At 69.6% G+C, this 16,036-nt stretch carries 17 protein-coding genes; 11 read left to right on the top strand and 6 right to left on the bottom strand.

Annotated features, from left to right (window positions below; genetic code table 11):
* Nucleotides 1-33: 33 nt before the first annotated feature.
* The gene (locus HUS23_08920) at nucleotides 34-786 is read left to right on the top strand and encodes a hypothetical protein (GenBank protein ID QKT03930.1); all 753 of its coding nucleotides are present in this window, start codon (nucleotides 34-36) and stop codon (nucleotides 784-786) included.
* A 100-nt stretch (nucleotides 787-886) separates the two neighbouring features.
* Nucleotides 887-1,342, top strand: coding sequence for a cytochrome C (locus tag HUS23_08915; GenBank protein QKT03929.1), 456 nt, complete (start codon nucleotides 887-889; stop codon nucleotides 1,340-1,342).
* 439 nt (nucleotides 1,343-1,781) lie between these two features.
* Here the strand turns inward: HUS23_08915 and HUS23_08910 are convergent, their stop codons facing one another.
* Both HUS23_08910 and HUS23_08905 read right to left on the bottom strand, forming a co-directional pair.
* Nucleotides 1,782-2,138: a hypothetical protein gene (locus tag HUS23_08910; GenBank protein QKT03928.1), complete on the bottom strand. Its 357-nt coding sequence runs from the start codon at nucleotides 2,136-2,138 to the stop codon at nucleotides 1,782-1,784.
* Between the two features lie 558 nt (nucleotides 2,139-2,696).
* Complete coding sequence (locus tag HUS23_08905; GenBank protein ID QKT03927.1) at nucleotides 2,697-3,068, bottom strand: hypothetical protein; 372 nt, start codon at nucleotides 3,066-3,068, stop codon at nucleotides 2,697-2,699.
* A 174-nt stretch (nucleotides 3,069-3,242) separates the two neighbouring features.
* Between HUS23_08905 and HUS23_08900 the strand changes: the two genes are divergently transcribed.
* Both HUS23_08900 and HUS23_08895 read left to right on the top strand, forming a co-directional pair.
* Nucleotides 3,243-4,412, top strand: coding sequence for a DNA topoisomerase IB (locus tag HUS23_08900; GenBank protein ID QKT05023.1), 1,170 nt, complete (start codon nucleotides 3,243-3,245; stop codon nucleotides 4,410-4,412).
* A 264-nt stretch (nucleotides 4,413-4,676) separates the two neighbouring features.
* Nucleotides 4,677-5,729 (top strand): isochorismatase, encoded by a 1,053-nt coding sequence (locus HUS23_08895; protein ID QKT03926.1) that lies wholly within the window; start codon nucleotides 4,677-4,679, stop codon nucleotides 5,727-5,729.
* Nucleotides 5,730-5,742: 13 nt separating this feature from the next.
* On the opposite strand, the gene fghA is transcribed toward HUS23_08895, so the two are convergent.
* From fghA to HUS23_08880, 3 genes are all read right to left on the bottom strand, one after another.
* Nucleotides 5,743-6,582 carry an S-formylglutathione hydrolase gene (gene fghA / locus HUS23_08890; protein QKT03925.1) on the bottom strand — a complete coding sequence of 280 codons (840 nt, stop codon included), beginning with the start codon at nucleotides 6,580-6,582 and terminating at the stop codon, nucleotides 5,743-5,745.
* A gap of 25 nt (nucleotides 6,583-6,607) precedes the next feature.
* Nucleotides 6,608-7,717 (bottom strand): S-(hydroxymethyl)glutathione dehydrogenase/class III alcohol dehydrogenase, encoded by a 1,110-nt coding sequence (locus HUS23_08885; GenBank protein QKT03924.1) that lies wholly within the window; start codon nucleotides 7,715-7,717, stop codon nucleotides 6,608-6,610.
* 152 nt (nucleotides 7,718-7,869) lie between these two features.
* Nucleotides 7,870-8,814, bottom strand: coding sequence for an aldo/keto reductase (locus HUS23_08880; GenBank protein ID QKT03923.1), 945 nt, complete (start codon nucleotides 8,812-8,814; stop codon nucleotides 7,870-7,872).
* A gap of 263 nt (nucleotides 8,815-9,077) precedes the next feature.
* Between HUS23_08880 and HUS23_08875 the strand changes: the two genes are divergently transcribed.
* Nucleotides 9,078-9,494 (top strand): DUF2384 domain-containing protein, encoded by a 417-nt coding sequence (locus HUS23_08875; protein QKT03922.1) that lies wholly within the window; start codon nucleotides 9,078-9,080, stop codon nucleotides 9,492-9,494.
* Between the two features lie 13 nt (nucleotides 9,495-9,507).
* On the opposite strand, the gene HUS23_08870 is transcribed toward HUS23_08875, so the two are convergent.
* Nucleotides 9,508-9,762 (bottom strand): hypothetical protein, encoded by a 255-nt coding sequence (locus HUS23_08870; GenBank protein QKT03921.1) that lies wholly within the window; start codon nucleotides 9,760-9,762, stop codon nucleotides 9,508-9,510.
* A 524-nt stretch (nucleotides 9,763-10,286) separates the two neighbouring features.
* Here HUS23_08870 and HUS23_08865 point away from each other — a divergent pair.
* The 6 genes from HUS23_08865 (at nucleotide 10,287) to HUS23_08840 (ending at nucleotide 15,939) form a co-directional block, all read left to right on the top strand.
* The gene (locus tag HUS23_08865) at nucleotides 10,287-10,610 is read left to right on the top strand and encodes a hypothetical protein (GenBank protein ID QKT03920.1); all 324 of its coding nucleotides are present in this window, start codon (nucleotides 10,287-10,289) and stop codon (nucleotides 10,608-10,610) included.
* A 248-nt stretch (nucleotides 10,611-10,858) separates the two neighbouring features.
* Nucleotides 10,859-12,025: an ABC transporter permease gene (locus tag HUS23_08860; protein QKT03919.1), complete on the top strand. Its 1,167-nt coding sequence runs from the start codon at nucleotides 10,859-10,861 to the stop codon at nucleotides 12,023-12,025.
* Nucleotides 12,022-12,831, top strand: coding sequence for an ATP-binding cassette domain-containing protein (locus HUS23_08855; GenBank protein QKT03918.1), 810 nt, complete (start codon nucleotides 12,022-12,024; stop codon nucleotides 12,829-12,831). The genes HUS23_08860 and HUS23_08855 overlap by 4 nt, the downstream gene beginning before the upstream one ends.
* Nucleotides 12,832-13,794: an MCE family protein gene (locus tag HUS23_08850; GenBank protein QKT03917.1), complete on the top strand. Its 963-nt coding sequence runs from the start codon at nucleotides 12,832-12,834 to the stop codon at nucleotides 13,792-13,794.
* Nucleotides 13,791-14,417, top strand: a complete 627-nt coding sequence (locus tag HUS23_08845) for a membrane integrity-associated transporter subunit PqiC (protein ID QKT03916.1) — start codon at nucleotides 13,791-13,793, stop codon at nucleotides 14,415-14,417. Before HUS23_08850 ends, HUS23_08845 begins: the two co-directional genes overlap by 4 nt.
* Before the next feature lie 109 nt (nucleotides 14,418-14,526).
* Nucleotides 14,527-15,939: a rhomboid family intramembrane serine protease gene (locus tag HUS23_08840; GenBank protein ID QKT03915.1), complete on the top strand. Its 1,413-nt coding sequence runs from the start codon at nucleotides 14,527-14,529 to the stop codon at nucleotides 15,937-15,939.
* The last annotated feature ends 97 nt before the right edge of the window (nucleotides 15,940-16,036 follow it).

Genomic DNA, 16,036 nt, shown 5'->3' with positions numbered 1-16,036 from the left:
GGGATGCAAGTCGCAAGCGGAAAGAGACCGTCTATGGACTTCAAGATCGAGACCATCAGCCTGAGCGGCACCGAGAGTGACCCCCCGAAGGCGCGCGCGCGCGCGGGGCGCCGGATCATCGCCTCGCTGGAGCAGACCCATCACCACGTGCCCGGCTACCAGCGCCTCAGCCTCTTCGACAACAACGTCCTCAAGCTGGAACGGCGCGGGCGGCGTTCCGGCACGACCTTCTACCTGGACCTCGGCTTCATCGAGCCGGTACCCGACCGGCAGCTGCATGTGCCGATCAACTACATGCTCGTGACCCTGGCGGCGCTCGGCGCCTTCGCGTTGCTCGCCTGGCGCGAGGGATTCGGACTGACCCAGACCATCTGGGAGCTGGCCGCCCTGCTCTCCACGGTCGCCGCGAGCGCGCTGGCCGCGGGCTGGATGGCGTGGCGGCGCTACGCGCGCCGGGCCCTGTTCCGCACGCGCCATGGCCGGGCGCCGCTGGTGGCGCTGGTGGAGAACCATCCCGACAAGAACGAGTACCAGGCGTTTGTCGCCGCGCTGGGCCATGGCATCGAGCAGGCCCTGGCCCGGTTGCCCGCGGATCCGCAGCGGTTTCTTGCCGCCGAACTCGCCGAACACCGACGTGCGGTAGAGGCCGAAGCCCTGAGCGGCGAGGATTACGAGGCGGCCAAACACCGCATTTTGGCGTGCCATACGCGCCCTTTCATGTTGCAACGTAAGCCGCGCCCCGAGAGCGACCCGGCCGACGCGTACGAATTGCAGTCGAGCGCCTGAGCTCGCCTCGTTAGTGGCGCCGGCGATGGCCGGCGCGCCCTGCCCCTGCTCCGGCTAGAGTTAGTCGCTGGAAGAGACGGTCGCCATCCGGAGGAACACCATGGCCCTGCCACGCTGGATCATCCTCACCGTCGGCGCCCTGGCGCTGCCGGCCGCCGCGGACGAAATCACCTACCGCACGCACGTCGCGCCGTTGTGGGAAGCGCGCTGCGCCGCCTGCCACGGCGCCAAGAGCCCTTACCTCGGCGAGTTCGAACAAGACGAGGAGCGCTTCGTCGCCTTGGGGCAGGGCCCGCGCATGGACAGCTACGCCGACCTCATCATGTTCGTCGGCTGGCCCGACACCGGCGCGTTGATGCGGCGGCTGGACGACGGCCGCAACCGGGACGACGGCGAGCCGGGCAACATGTACGAGCACTTGGGTGATGACGAGGCGGAACGGCAACAGAATCTCGCCACGTTCAAGGCATGGGTGGGCGGCGACGAGGCCTGGACGCTGAAGCGCTGGCGCGACATTTCGAAAGAGGAACTGGACCGCTTGGCGGTCCCTTACTAACGGGGTGGTCCGCGATGGATCCGCAGGGCCGGCACCTTGGGCGCCCGGTACGCCGCTGCCAGAACCTCCCGGGACAGCACCTGCACGCCGGAATGCGCGGAGGCTTCTCGGCCAGTTTTGTCGCGGCTGGGCCGGCACCCTCGCCGGCCTCTACGCAAGGGCGTCGGCATGCGGAGCACCCGGCGCAGAACCAAGGCGAACATCGCTCAGGCGGTGAACGCGGTTGCGGCCCGGTTGAGCAACACCTCCACCGTTAGCCGCCGCCCCTACATTCGCCCGGAACGGCTCGGGCAGTACGAAGCCGAGGAACCGTTCACGGACCGGCCCGATTTCGCTACGCCCGCGCGAGGACCTGGCCGGACGCGCACCCGAGGAGCACGCGGTACTCGCCTGCGCAAGCGGCGGCAAGCCTGAAGCGGCCGGCCCGCGCGGGCCGGCCTCAGGGGGCCGTCAGCGACTGTGGCAGCGATTGCTTGTATTCGCGCTCGACGCGCTCCATCTCTGCCTGACCGTGGGCCAGCTTGTTCCGGCCATCGGCGACATTCTGGTTGCCTTCCCGTTCGAGCCGCTCCGCCGCGGCACGCGCCTCGCGTGCCTCTTTGAGTTGCTGCTCGCCGTGCGCCATCTGCGCTTCCCCTTCGCCGACCAGCACCCTGGCCGCTTCCCACTGCTCGGCGAAATCGCTCGCAATGCCGGCCCGTGCCCGCATCTCGTCCGCCACGGTTGGCTCGGGCTCCGGGCCCGCACAACCCCCCATCAGCAACGCCAACGCCAGTCCCGCTGCCATGCGCTTCATGTCACTTCTCCTAAGGGTTGATTCCCCTTGAGAGTAGTAGAACCAGCCGATGCACACCGGTCACCACTAGGACCCCGGCGCGCGGTTTACGGCCCGTCATGGCGAGAACAAGATCAACGGAGCCTGAAACAGACAGTTCACCGGGCAAAGAGTCGAGCTTATCGCCCGAAAGACCGGCGCCGCAGCCGGCATCGGCCGCGCCACCGCCTTCTCCCATGCCGGTGCCCATCTCGCGCTCGCGGCCCCTGACCGCCCGCGCGGCGGTCGCCGAGGAGATCCGCGCTGGGTCGTGAAGCAGTGGCGAGAGAATTCGATGGCGGAGGGGACTAATACACAACGCGAAGCAGCGAGTCTCGTTTTTATCTCAGCCACCGCGACGCGGTTGAAACGGGCGGCACGTCCTCGTGTCGGACGGAGCCTCTGAATACCGTTCCCACAGGGAAGGACCCAGAAATCCATCCTCGATTTCCACTTAGCTCCGTGATCAATGACTTGCAGCCGTCGATGACGGCGGCACATCCCTGTGCCGCGGGAAGCCTTGAATTGATCAGAGCTTCCCTAGCGGTGGCCGGGCGGCACCTTGCCCTGCTTGGCCAGCCCCGGTGGGTGCCCGTGCGGGTGGCCGTGGCCATGATGCTTGTGCTTGTGCTCATGCCCGTGCTCATGCCCGTGCCCACCGTCGGGCTTGACCACCGTCGCGGGCGAGGACGAGGACCCGGCCTTGCTGCCGATCGCCGCGCCGGCGGCACCGCCGATCGCGCCACCCACGATGGCGCCGTCACGCCCGCCCATCTCGTAACCGACGGCGGCACCCGCCGCGCCGCCGATGGCACCGCCGATCGCCGCCTCGGTGGTGTTCCCCGCCAAGGCCAGACCCGGGGCCACCAGTCCGGCCAGCAACGCCGCCTGCAGTAATTGTTTTTTGATCATGTTCTTCTCCTGGTCGGCAACGCGTCACCCAGCGGCGCGTGCACTCGTCCCATCATAAGTGAGGCCCCTGCGGGCGAAGCGTGACCGGTATCACGCACCCGCTCCTGAAGGAGGGCTTGCGCCGTGGCTGGTCGAGGTGGCGCCGAGAACCGCGGCGTCGGGGGCGCAATGGTTATGCACGGTGGGCGGACTACGCTAAGGATTAGCGCGCGCGTCAGCTTGCATCGCGCGGTCCCCTTCGGCGCCCGCGCACCCAGGCATCGACCAAGGATCGCCCCCGTGCCCTCCGGAACTCCGCCGCCGACACCCTCCGCCGACCTGAACCCGCCGCTGCCGAGCGGGGCCGGATTGCGCTACGTCTGCGACCGCGAGGCCGGCATCGTGCGCGTGCGCTGCGGGCGCGGCTACACCTACCGCGACGCGCGCGGCAACAAGGTGGCCGATACCGAGACCCTGGAACGCATACGCGCCTTGGCCATCCCGCCCGCCTGGACCGAGGTCTGGATTTGCGCCGATCCCTGCGGGCACCTGCAGGCCACCGGCCGCGATGCCAAGGGTCGCAAGCAGTACCGCTACCACGCGCGCTGGTCGGAGGTGCGCAACGCGACCAAGTTCGAGCGCCTGGTGGCGTTCGCGGAGGCGTTGCCTGCGGTGCGCGCACGCATGGAGGCCGACCTCGCCGGCCCCGGCCTGCCACGCGAGAAGGTCATCGCCGCGGTGGTGCGCCTGTTGGAGGCGACCGCCATCCGCGTCGGCAATGCGGAGTACGCGCGGGAGAACGCCTCCTTCGGGCTCACCACGCTGCGTGACCCGCACGTGGACGTCAGCGGCGCGACCATCGCGTTTCACTTCCGCGGCAAAAGCGGCAAGGTGTTCGACCTCAGCCTGCAGGACCGGCGCCTCGCCCGCATCGTGCGCCGCTGCCAGGAGCTGCCCGGTCAGGAGCTGTTCCAGTACCTCGACGCGTCCGGCGAGCCGTGCGTGGTGAGCTCGACCGACGTCAACGACTATCTGCGCGCGACCATGGGAGACGATTTCTCGGCCAAGGACTTTCGCACCTGGTCGGGCACCGTGGCCGCTGCCGAGGCGCTGCGCCGGCTGCACGCGGACAACCCGAAGCGCGTGAAGAGCAACCTGGCCGAGGCGGTGAAAGCGGTGGCGGAACAGCTCGCCAACACGCCCGCCGTGTGCCGTCGCCACTACATACACCCCGACCTGCTCGAGGCCTACGAGGCGGGCGTGTTGTTCCATCACCTGCCCCACCCCGCGCGGCGCCGCCCGTCCTCGGGACTCACGGCCGAGGAGCACTGCGTGCTGATCTTTTTGCGCAAGCGACGCGCGTAAGGCGCAGCGCGTACAGCGTGGCGGCCGGCGTGCGAGCCGCGCTACCGCAGGCTTCGATGAGTAGGCGCGACAGGTATGCCGCGTGATCGAGGTCTGCCAGACTTTGATCACGACGCGCCGCGCTGATCCGGTGCGCGGCGCGCCTGGCCTGAGAGCGCTGACAAAGCGTTATCCAGGTCCTCCCGCGGCACAGGGATGTGCCGCCGTCATGACGGCCGAGACCGAGCGGGGCTGCAGCCCCGCTCGGCCATGCCATCGGAGGGCATGCCCGTGACCCAGAGATCGCCCTTTGCAGAACTACCGCTGCCCGCGCACTTCGATGCGCGGCGCGCCGGCGAGGTGTGGCGTGTGCCCTACGAGGAGCGCGCGCGGGAGGCGCGCGCCTGGGCCGCGCAGCACGCCGTTGCGCGCGCCACCGAGGACCACACCCGCATCGCCCTGGTGCTGGTCGACGTGCAGAACACCTTTTGCGCGCCGGGCTTCGAGTTGTACGTCGGCGGGCGCTCGGGCACCGGCGCGGTGGACGACACCCGCCGGCTGGCGGAGTTCATCTACCGCAACCTGCCCCACATCACCCGCATCGTGCCGACCATGGACACCCACCAGACGGTGCAGATCTTCCACGCCGCGTTTCTAACCGACGCGGCGGGCGAACCGCCGCCGCCCTACACCCTCGTCTCCGTCGACGACGTGCAACAGGGGCGCTGGCGCATCAATCCCGACGCCGCCGAGGCGCTCGGGCTGACCCCGAGCTACGCGCAGCGTCACTTGCAACATTACGCCGAGCAACTGGCCGCCAGCGGCAAGTACGCGCTCACCGTGTGGCCCTACCACGGCATGCTCGGCGGCATCGGCCACGCGCTCGCGTCGCTGGTGGAGGAGGCGGTGTTTTTTCACGGCATGGCGCGCATGAGCCAGCCGCATTTTCATGTCAAAGGCAGCAACCCGCTCACCGAGCACTACTCGGTGCTCGGGCCCGAGGTGCTGGACGGTCCCGACGGGCGCGCCATCGCCGAGAAGGATCACGCCATGGTGGACGAGCTGCTGAGCTTCGACGCGGTGGTGATCGCGGGGCAGGCCAAAAGCCACTGCGTCGCCTGGACCATCGCCGACCTGCTGAGCGGCATCGAGGAACAAGACCGGGAGCTCGCCCGTCGCGTGTACCTGCTCGAGGACTGCACCACGCCGGTGGTGATACCCGGCGTGGTCGACTACACCGAGGACGCCGACCGGGCGTTTCGCCGCTTTGCCGAGGCCGGCATGCACGTGGTGCGCGCCAGCGTAGCCATGGCGGACTGGCCGGGCTTGGCGCGCTGAGCGGCGGCCGCGGTCAGCGCGCGGCCAGGGCGCGCGCGTGCAAGGCGAGGTGTTCGCCGATGAAGCTCGCGATGAAGTGGTAGCTGTGGTCGTAGTCCTCCTGCATGCGCAGGTTCAAGGCGATGCCGCGCGCCGCGCAGACCGCTTCCAGGTTCTGCGGATAGAGCTGCTCGGCCAGAAACTCGTCGGCGGTGCCCTGATCGATCAGGTGCGGCGGCAGCTCCGCCCCGGCGCGAATCAGCTCCGTCGCGTCATACGCGGCCCAACGCGCGCGATCGTCGCCAAGATAGGCGGCGAAGCACGCTTCGCCCCACGGACTCACGCTGGGGTTGCAGATCGGCGCGAAGGCAGAAACGGAGCGATAGCGTCCCGGCGCCTTCAGCGCGCAGACAAGCGCCCCGTGCCCGCCCATCGAATGTCCGCTGATCGAACGCACCTCGGGCAACAGCGGCAGGTGCTCCTCGACCAGCGCCGGCAGTTCACGGATGACGTAGTCGTACATGTGGTAATGCTGCGACCAAGGCGGTTCGGTCGCGTTGACGTAAAAGCCCGCGCCCTGCCCCAGGTCGTAGCGCTCGGGCACGTCCGGCACGTCCGCCCCGCGCGGACTGGTGTCGGGAATGATGAGGGCCAGTCCCAGCTCGGCCGCATAGCGCTGCGCGCCGGCCTTCACGCGGAAGTTGTCGTCGGTGCAGGTCAGGCCCGACAGCCAGTACACCGCGGGTACTTCGCCGTGGCTCGCCTGCGGCGGCAGGTACACCGAGAAGGTCATGTCGCAGGCACAAGCCTCGGAGGCGTGGCGGTAGCGCGACAACCAGCCGCCGAATTCCTTGATGGTCTCGATTCTCTGCATCGAGGGCCTCTCCGTCACGGCGCCCTCAGAAGATGATCACGGAGCGGATGCTCTTGCCTTGATGCATCAGATCGAAGGCGGTGTTGATGTCCTCCAGCCCCATGGTGTGCGTGACCAGGCGGTCGATCTCGATCTGGCCGTTCATGTAGCGATCCACATAACCGGGCAGCTCCGTGCGGCCCTTCACCCCGCCGAAGGCCGAGCCCTTCCAGGTGCGGCCGGTGACGAGTTGGAACGGGCGCGTGCGGATCTCCTGCCCCTGGCCGGCCACGCCGATGATGGTCGACAGGCCCCAGCCCATGTGACAGCACTCCAGCGCCTCGCGCATCACGTCCACATTGCCGATACACTCGAAGGAGTAGTCGACGCCGCCGTTGGTCAGCTCGACAACCGCCTCCTTCACCGTGCCGCTCAGCGCCTTGGGATTGATGAAGTCGGTGGCGCCGAGCGCCTTGGCCATCTCGAACTTGTCGGGGTTGATGTCGACGCCGATGATGCGGCTCGCCTTGGCCATCACCGCGCCCTGGATGACCGATAGCCCAATGCCGCCCAGGCCGAACACCGCGACGGTGGAACCCGGCTCGACCTTGGCGGTGTTCAGCACCGCGCCGATGCCGGTCGTCACGCCGCAGCCGAGCAGGCAGACCTTGTCGAGCGGCGCGGCCTTGTTGATCTTCGCGAGTGCGATCTCCGGCACCACGGTGTATTCGGCGAAGGTCGAACAGCCCATGTAGTGGTAGATCGCCTCGCCGTTCTTCGAGAAGCGGCGGGTGCGGTCCGGCATGTAGCCGGTCCACACCGTGGCGGCGATGGACTGGCAGAGGTTGGTCTTGGGCGAGCGGCAGTACTCGCACTGGCCGCACTCGGGGATGTAGAGCGGAATGACGTGATCGCCGGGCTGCAGGGTCTTCACCCCGGGCCCGCACTCGACCACCTCGCAGCCGCCCTCGTGGCCTAGCACGCAGGGGAAGGCGCCCTCGGGGTCCTCGCCCGACAAGGTGAAGGCATCGGTGTGGCAGACGCCGGAGGCGACCACCTTCAACAGGACCTCGCCTTCCTTGGGACCTTCGACATCGATCTCTTCGATCGACAGGGGTTGCTTGGGAGCCCAAGCCACTGCGGCGCGCGCTTTCATGATCGATCGGCCTCCGTGCTGAACGACGTAGGGCACCAGCCGGCGCAGCCGCCCGACACGCCTTCGCGCATCACGCGCGGGCTGTCGCGACCGGCCGACCGGGCGCCTCAGAGCATAGCAGCCGACATACCGGCCAGCCGGGCGTGCCGCCCCTACAGCCGCGCGATGTACTCCACCATGCGGCGGCGCATGGCGGCATCGGGCAGCCGCCCGCGCGCGGCGCCCATGTTGTCGATCATGTGGCGAACGCGGCTGGTGGCCGGCGTGGCGGCGGTCACCGCGGGATGCGCGATGACGAACTTGAGGAAGAACTGCGCCCAGGAGTGGGCATCGAACTCCGCCGCCCAATCGGGCAACTCCCGGCCGCGCACGCGCTCCCACAGCCGCGTGCGCCCGAACGGGGCGTACACCAGCACGCCGATGCCGCGCTCCGCGGCGAGCGGCAAAATGATCTCCTCGGCGTGCCGGTTGTCCACCGCGTAATCGGTGCCGATGAAGTCCAGCGGCTCGCGGCGCATGACGTCGATCAACTGGGCGTACTGATCCTCGAAGGTGGTGGTGACGCCGATGTAGCGCACCCGTCCCGCGGCCTTGAGCTCCTTGAGGATCGGCAACTGGGTGGCGAGATCCCCCACGTTGTGCACCTGAATCAAATCGATCACCGGCGTCTTGAGGCGCGCGAACGAGTCCTCGATCTGCGCCCAGGCCGCCTCGGGGTCGGCCTTGCCGCCGCCGCGCGGCGCGACGTTCAGCTTGGTGGCCCAGAAGATCTCGTCGGTGAGGCCGAGCTGCTCGGCGATGCGCCCGGCGACCGCCTCCGAGGCGCCGTAGCCCGGAGCGGTGTCGAACACCGCGCCGCCGTGGGCGACCAGCGCATTCACCACCTCGCTCAAGGCCGTCACGTCTTCGCTGCGCGCCACCTGCGCGAAGGTCGCCGAGCTGCCCAGACCCACGACCGGGATCCGCTCGCCGCTGGAGGGAATCGGCCGGGTAATCGGCGTCGGCCGCGGCGGCATCCCCCACAGCAGGCCAGGCTTGACCGCCGACGCCGAGCCGGCGATCAGCATGAGCTTCAGGTATTGGCGCCGTGTCAGCATGGCAACTTCCCCCTCTAAGAGCGCGCACCGCGCGCCGTTGCGCGCGCGGAACCGCTAGGTCCGCCGGTGCGCGCCGGCCCGCCGGCACCGGGAAGAAGGGTACCACCCCGGCGCTTTCACCCACGACCCACCTCGAGCGCCGGCCCGCGCAGCCTGGCGCCGACCGGGAGCCCGGCGCGCGCAGCCCCACCGTGACACGGCGCGGCCGGGCGAGTAGCTTTAACACGACACGCCCGCACCCGGAACCAGATGGAGGTGACGCCATGGACGCCATGAGCCCGCAAGATCGCGGCCACCTGGCAACCCTGATCGTGACACTGCTCGGCAATTGGGGGCTCAGCCTGAACGACCAGGTCCGGCTGCTCGGCATGCCGGCGGGCACGCGCGCCCGGAGCATGCGTCGGCATTTCGAGGGTGAGCCGCTGCCGGACGACCCCGGCGTCAACGAGCGCATCGAACACCTGGTGGGCATTGCCGACGCCCTGCGTACCAGCTACCCGCAGAATCCTCAAATGGGGCCGATCTGGATGAACCGCGCCAACCGCCACCTCAACGGGCGCACCCCGGTGGCGGTGATGGTCGAGGACGACCTCCAGGGCATCCTCGCGGTGCGCAAGGAACTCGACTGCGCCTTCGGGTGGAGCGTGGATGAGGCGCGCCAGGATGCCGACGCCCGCTAGCGCGGGCCGCCCCTCAAGGAGCGTCCGGCTCCAGCCACTCCAGCAGGTAGTAAATGTACTGGCCCTCGGAGGATTTGGACGGACCGAGCACGCGGGCCGCGTAGCGTTTGGCCGCAGGATCGGCCGCGGCGCGCGCCGCGTCGGCGGACGCCATCAGTTCCACACAGCCGGCGGGGAAGCGGGTGCGCGCCCGCCCCGGCATGTACAACACCGCAAACCGCGTGTCGGAGACGGTGGTGTCCGGATCGGGGGGCACGAATCCGCGCATGGCGCCGCCTCAGCCTGGTGCGCCGGCGGGCACGGGGAAGGGATACTGCCGTGCCCACGCCCGTTTGCCGGCCGGCATCTGGACTTGCAGGCGTCGCGCCGCCCGCCTCGCCGTCCTGCGATCGGAGAACGGCTGCCCCCCCATCACTTGCGTGGGACGAAACGCGCGCATGGAGCGTTCCCCGTGGCCGGCTTGATGGGCCTTGCCGCGCTTCACGAAACCGTTGGTGATCCCGACGGCGCTTTTCCCGCCTGCGCAGGCGAGCCAGTACAGCAAGCAGGCGTCCGACACCGCACCACCTCTTCTCACGCAGCGACCGGCTGCGGGCAAGTGTCCTACGTTACGACCATCCGCTCCAGCCTCGCCCACGGACCGGCGCCCGGGCGGGGCTCGATGCGTCACGCTCACGATCGCCGACGCGCTGCGCACGCTCCCGCGGGGCACCGCGCGGGTTCTTCCCTGTCCCCGCGGCTGTTATGCTCATCCCGCGCATGCGGCCGCGCCGCGCGAAGGGAGCGAACGCCGTGGAACTGAAGGTTATCATCGACGAAGACCTCTACACCCTCAACGTGCCCGAGGCGCTGGTCCAGGATGCCACCGAGCTCTTCGACCGTCTCGACCGCGACATGGACAAGGGCTGGCAGATGGGCCGCGAGTGGGTGGAGCGGCCTGGGCTGGAGGATCGGATACGGATCGTCGGCGACAAGCTGCTCTCGGCGCTGGCGCGTGAGGATCACGACCTCGGCCGCCTCATGGCCGCCTACATCCTGAACCGCGCACCCACCCTGGACACCCTCACCTTGGACACCGGCGGCGAGATCCGCAACAGCGAACTCGCGTTCCGCTGATTCGGCCACCCGGCACCATCGCCCCAAACGCCACCCAAAGCCCGCGCAGATCAGCCGCGTGTTCGTGGGGGTGCTCGACGCGCATCTCGGCGAGGCTCGGTGGTGCGCCCGGGCGCGGGCCCGATGGTGCCCGCCCGCAGCGTTGCGCCCCCTCGCCGAACGCGGTCCCCGTGCGCCGATCCTGGGATTCCTCCGCTCGCCTCCTATCATTAGGGGCGCACACAGTAGTTTAGAGGGTTCACCAGGGGATGACGGACGGGACAGGGGCCACGGGGAGGCCCCCGGGGCACGGCAGTACCCCCGGCCGACTGGAGGTATGGGGGGCGGGCGAGGGCACGCGCCTGCTGGCAACCGGCGACTGGACGCTGGCGCACTATCGCGCCCTCCACCGCGCGGTGGCGGGCGTGCGCCTGCGCGACGAACCACAGCTGGACCTCACCGGCATCGGCGACCTGGATACGGCGGGCGCCACGCTGCTGGTGCACCTACTGGGCGGCGAGCGGGTGCGCACACTGGCCGACGCCACCCCCGGCCTGTCGCGCGAGCGCCGCGCGCTGCTCCAGGCGATCGGCGAGGCGGTTCATCGCGAGGCGCCCGCCGCGCCGGCGTCGCCCCACGTGGTGATCGACGTGCTGGCCCGCATGGGCCGCGCGATGGTGGCGGTGTGGCGCGAAGTGCTGTTGCTGCTCAGCTTCATCGGGCTCATCCTGACGACGCTCGCGCGCGGTGTGCTGCAGCCGCGGCGTTGGCGCATCACCGCCATCGTGAAGCAGATGGAGGAGACCGGCCTCAACGCCGTGCCCATCGTCGCCATCCTGACCTTCGCCGTGGGCGCGGTGGTCGCCTACCTCGGCGCCGCGGTGCTGTCCGAGTTTGGCGCCACGATCTACACCATCGACCTGGTCGCCTACTCCTTCCTGCGCGAATTCGGCGTGTTCATCGCCGCCATCCTGGTGGCCGGCCGTACCGCCAGCGCCTTCACCGCGCATATCGGCTCCATGAAGGCCAACGAGGAACTGGACGCGCTGCGCACCCAGGGCCTCGACGCCATCGAGCTGCTGGTCCTGCCGCGGGTGATCGCACTGATGGTGGTGCTGCCCATGCTGACCTTCATCGCCATGCTCTCGGGCCTCGCCGGCGGCGCGGTGGTCGCGGCGAACGTGCTCGACATCCCGCTGGCGCGCTTCTTTGCGGTGCTCGCCGAGGTGCCGGTAACGGACTACCTGGTCGGCCTGCTCAAGGCGCCGGTGTTCGCGTTCCTGATCGGCGCCATCGGCTGCCTGGAGGGCTTCAAGGCCGGCGCCAGCGCGCAGTCGGTCGGCGCCCACACCACCTCCAGCGTGGTGCAGGCAATCTTCGTGGTCATCCTGGTCGACGCCCTGGCGGCGATGTTCTTCATGGAGATCGGCTGGTGAGCGCGCCCGCGCCACACGCGCCGGAGGCGCCCCTCATCGAGGTGCGCGGGCTGGTGAACCGCTTCGGCCGCGCGGTGGTGCACGCGGGTCTGGACCTGGACGTCTACCGCGGCGAGATCCTCGGCGTGGTGGGCGGCTCGGGCAGCGGCAAGTCGGTCCTGTTGCGCTCCATCGTGGGCCTGCACCGCCCGAGCGCGGGCGTGGTCCGCCTGCGCGGCGAGACCGTCGACTACCGCGGCGATGAGACGGCGGCGCTGCTCGCCTACCGCAGCGGGGTACTGTTTCAGCATGGCGCGCTGTACTCCTCGCTAACCGCGGTCGAGAACGTCGCGCTGGCCCTGATCGAGCACTTCGGCCTGCCGCGCCGCGACGCCGAGCACCTCGCGCGCATCAAGCTGGCGCTCACCGGTCTGCCGCCCGAGGCGGGCGAGCGCTACCCCGCCGAACTCTCGGGGGGCATGATCAAGCGCGCCGCGCTGGCGCGCGCCCTGGCGCTGGACCCCGACCTGCTGTTGCTGGACGAGCCCACCGCGGGGCTGGACCCCATCGGCGCCGCGGCCTTCGATCAGCTGTTGCTGACCCTGCGCGACGCGCTCGGTCTCACCGTGTTCCTCGTCACTCACGACCTCGACACCCTGCACGCGGTCTGCGACCGTGTGGCGGTGCTGGCGCAGCGACGGGTGCTGGTGGCCGGCCCGGTGTCGCAGGTGGCCGCGGCCGATGACGCCTGGATCCGCGACTATTTCCACGGACCGCGCGGGCGGGCGGCGCAAACGGCCCGCGCACCGGTACAGGAGACCCGCTGAATGGAACCGCGCGCGCATCACGTACTGATCGGTCTGTTCACCGTCCTGATCGTGGCGGGCCTGTTGTGGTTCGGGCTGTGGCTCGCCGGCGGCGGCCTCGAACGCGAAACCGACTACTACGACGTGGTATTCAGCGAGGAAGTCTCCGGCCTCACCGCCGGCAGCAGCGTGCTGTACAACGGCATCCGGGTGGGCGAGGTCGCACGGCTCGCGCTCCACCCGAACGACCCGCGCCTGGTGGTGGCGCGCATCCGCGTGCAGCCCGACACACCGGTCAGGGAAGATACCCGCGCCGAGCTTGGCCTCACCGCCATCGTCACCGGCACCTATCACGTGGCCCTGAGCGGCGGCTCCCCGCAGAGCCCCCCGCTGCGCGCCCCTGCACGCCAAGTGCCGGTCATCATGGCGCACCCCTCGCCCATCGCGCGGCTGCGCCGCGAAAGCGACGAGCTGATCGACGGTGTCGGCTCGCTGGTCCTCAAGGCCAACCAACTGCTGTCGGACGAGAACCTGGCACGCTTCAGCCAGGTATTGGAGAACATCGAACGCACCACCGGCGTGCTCGCCGAACAACAGGATCACCTGCGCGAGGGGATGCAGGGGTTGGCGCGCGCCGGCGATCGCCTGGACCACACCCTGCGGGAGGCCGCCGAGGCCATGCAGCAGGCCCAGGCGCTGCTCGGCAACGCCAACCGCCTGTTCGATGAACACGGCGAGGCGGTGCTCGGCAGCGCGACGCGCGCCATCGGCTCGCTGGAGCGTTCCGCGGGCAACATCGAGGCCCTGCTGGCCGAGCACGAGGATGCGCTCGGCGGGGCCATGGAGGGTCTGGGCGAGGTGGCGCCCGCCATCCATGACCTGCGCAGCACGCTGGCGGCCCTGCGCGACCTCACTCGGCGCATCGAGGAAGACCCGTCCGGCGCGCTGCTGCGCCGCGACAGCGTCAGGGGCTTCTCGCCATGAGCGTCCAATACCCAAGCCGCCCGTGGCGGCTGCTTGCCGCGGCCGCGCTCGCGGGGGCGTTGGTCGGGTGCAACATCCTGCCCGAGGCGCGCACCTACGATCTGTATCGCCTGCCCCCGTCCGCGGTAGCCGATGCCGGCGAACCGCCGGTGGATTGGGCGCTGCGCATTACCCGCCCGGCGCACAACGACCTGCTCGGCACGGCCAGCATCGCCGTGCTGCCGGAGGGGCACCGCCTGAGCGTGTACGAGGGCGCACGCTGGACCTCGCCCGTGCCGATCCTGTGGCGCGACCACCTGCTGGAGGCCTTTCAGAACGACGGCCGCGTGCGCCAGCTCAGCACCGACGCGGACATGTTGCGCGCCGACCTGGAACTCGGCGGCGTGCTACGCGCCTTCCAGACCGAGTATCGCGACGGCGCGCCGCACGTCGTGATCCGACTCGACGCGCAGCTGGTGGACCTCGCCGGGCGGCGCCTGCACGCCGGTCGGCGCTTCGAGGTCATCGAGCCGACCCGCAGTGCCGAGGTCCCCGCCGTGGTGGAGGCGTTCGGGCGCGCCGGCGACCGCTTGGCGGCGGCGCTCATCGACTGGACGCTGCGCGAAGGGGCCGCGGCGCACTGACCACCCTCCCGGGCGCCGCGAGCCCGCACCGAACCTCCTGATCGGCCGCCGTTTCCCGCGCTTGGCCTCGGCCGCCGCGCGCGGTAACTTAGCGCCAAGGGGGGACACGATGCTCATTATTCCGCTCGAGCGGGCCATCGACTGGCGCCGGCCGCCGGTCGTCACGGTGCTGCTGGTGCTCATCAACGCGGTCGTGTTCTTCGGCTACCAGGCGGGCGACGAGGAACGCTTCGAGCGGGCGGCCGATTACTACTTCGCCTCCGAACTGCCCGAGATCGAGCTGCCGCTGTATCTCGAGGACCTGGAGCGGCGGCGCGCCCCCCACCTCGACCGCCTGCGCCGCGCGACCGCCGAAGACGAGTACGTGCTGCTGTTCGCCATGGAGTCCGACCGCGAGTTCATGGCGGCCCTGCGCGAGTCGCGCATCGTGACGGTCGACCACCCGCAGTACGCGCTGTGGCAAGGCGAACGCGCCGCCTTCGAGCAGCACCTGCACGCCGCGTCCTACTTCCGCTACGGCCTGGTGCCGCAAAAGGCCGAGCCGGTCACCTTCGTCACCCACATGTTTCTGCACGGCGACCTCGGCCACCTGATCGGCAACATGGTCTTTCTGGTTCTCGCCGGCCTCGCGGTGGAGCTCGCGCTGGGTTCGTTGGTGTACGCCGGGTTCTATCTGATCGGCGGGCTGGCCGCGGCCGGCTTGTTCTTCGCCTTCAACCTCGGCAGCGCCGTGCCGATGGTCGGCGCCTCGGGCGCCATCTCCGCGGTGATGGGCCTGTACGCCATCCTGTATGGGCGCCGGCGCATCCGCTTCTTCTATTGGGTGCTGTTCTACTTCAATTACGTGAAGGCGCCCGCCTACATCATGTTCATCCTGTGGCTGGGCCACGAGTTCTACCAGATCATGTTCGGCGGACCGAGCAATGTCGCCTACCTGGCGCACGTGGGCGGGCTGCTCGCGGGGGCGCTGCTCGCGCTGGGCGCCAAGGCCTGGCTGCCGGGTTTGAACGTCGCCTTTCTCGATGCCGGCGCCGAACAGGAGCGGCGCAAGACGGCCTTCGCGGAGGGGCTGCGCCTGCAGGCGGACCTGAAGATCGATCAGGCGCTCGCGGTGTTCGAGGACTTGCACCGCCAAGCGCCCGAGGACGAGGAGGTACTGACCCAGCTGTTCAACGCCGCCAGCCTGAAACCGGGCAGCGCGTTGCAACATTACGCCGCCACGCGCCTGCTGGCGCGCGCGGGGCTGCCGGTGGGCCAAAGTCATGACGTGTTCCGCCGCTATCTGCAAACCACCGGCGGCAAGGTGAAACTGTCCGCACCGGCGCTGCTGCGGCTGGCGACGCGTTACGCCAAGGGTGGCTTCCCGAGCACCGCGCAGGGCATCCTGGGCGCGCTCACGCGGCGCGGCGAGCCGCTGCCTGGCATTGCCGAGGCCTTCCTCGCCGTGGGCGAGGCCTGGCGGCGACAGGGGGACGAACAGCGATCGGCCGCCTGCCTGCACCAGGCCACCAAGTTCCAGTAGGCCTTTGGGAAGGTCTGAACTTGCCTGCTAGATCCACGCCAGGCGAAGCGTGATTGTCGCTTTGCTTCCTTACGAACTCGGCCCCGCTGACAACGGA

The sequence above is a fragment of the Ectothiorhodospiraceae bacterium 2226 genome (genome assembly GCA_013348725.1).
Taxonomy (GTDB): Bacteria; Pseudomonadota; Gammaproteobacteria.
The sequence above is the reverse complement of the archived record's forward strand: the minus strand, read 5'-3'. Positions and strand labels throughout refer to the sequence as shown.

Bases quoted from the DNA above. Each gene is read 5' to 3' on its own strand.
- HUS23_08920 (QKT03930.1), top strand. From the start codon at position 34: ATGGACTTCAAGATCGAGACCATCAGCCTGAGCGGCACCGAGAGTGAC.
- HUS23_08915 (QKT03929.1), top strand. From the start codon at position 887: ATGGCCCTGCCACGCTGGATCATCCTCACCGTCGGCGCCCTGGCGCTG.
- HUS23_08910 (QKT03928.1), bottom strand. From the start codon at position 2,138: ATGAAGCGCATGGCAGCGGGACTGGCGTTGGCGTTGCTGATGGGGGGT.
- HUS23_08905 (QKT03927.1), bottom strand. From the start codon at position 3,068: ATGATCAAAAAACAATTACTGCAGGCGGCGTTGCTGGCCGGACTGGTG.
- HUS23_08900 (QKT05023.1), top strand. From the start codon at position 3,243: ATGCACGGTGGGCGGACTACGCTAAGGATTAGCGCGCGCGTCAGCTTG.
- HUS23_08895 (QKT03926.1), top strand. From the start codon at position 4,677: ATGCCCGTGACCCAGAGATCGCCCTTTGCAGAACTACCGCTGCCCGCG.
- fghA (QKT03925.1), bottom strand. From the start codon at position 6,582: ATGCAGAGAATCGAGACCATCAAGGAATTCGGCGGCTGGTTGTCGCGC.
- HUS23_08885 (QKT03924.1), bottom strand. From the start codon at position 7,717: ATGAAAGCGCGCGCCGCAGTGGCTTGGGCTCCCAAGCAACCCCTGTCG.
- HUS23_08880 (QKT03923.1), bottom strand. From the start codon at position 8,814: ATGCTGACACGGCGCCAATACCTGAAGCTCATGCTGATCGCCGGCTCG.
- HUS23_08875 (QKT03922.1), top strand. From the start codon at position 9,078: ATGGACGCCATGAGCCCGCAAGATCGCGGCCACCTGGCAACCCTGATC.
- HUS23_08870 (QKT03921.1), bottom strand. From the start codon at position 9,762: ATGCGCGGATTCGTGCCCCCCGATCCGGACACCACCGTCTCCGACACG.
- HUS23_08860 (QKT03919.1), top strand. From the start codon at position 10,859: ATGACGGACGGGACAGGGGCCACGGGGAGGCCCCCGGGGCACGGCAGT.
- HUS23_08850 (QKT03917.1), top strand. From the start codon at position 12,832: ATGGAACCGCGCGCGCATCACGTACTGATCGGTCTGTTCACCGTCCTG.
- HUS23_08845 (QKT03916.1), top strand. From the start codon at position 13,791: ATGAGCGTCCAATACCCAAGCCGCCCGTGGCGGCTGCTTGCCGCGGCC.
- HUS23_08840 (QKT03915.1), top strand. From the start codon at position 14,527: ATGCTCATTATTCCGCTCGAGCGGGCCATCGACTGGCGCCGGCCGCCG.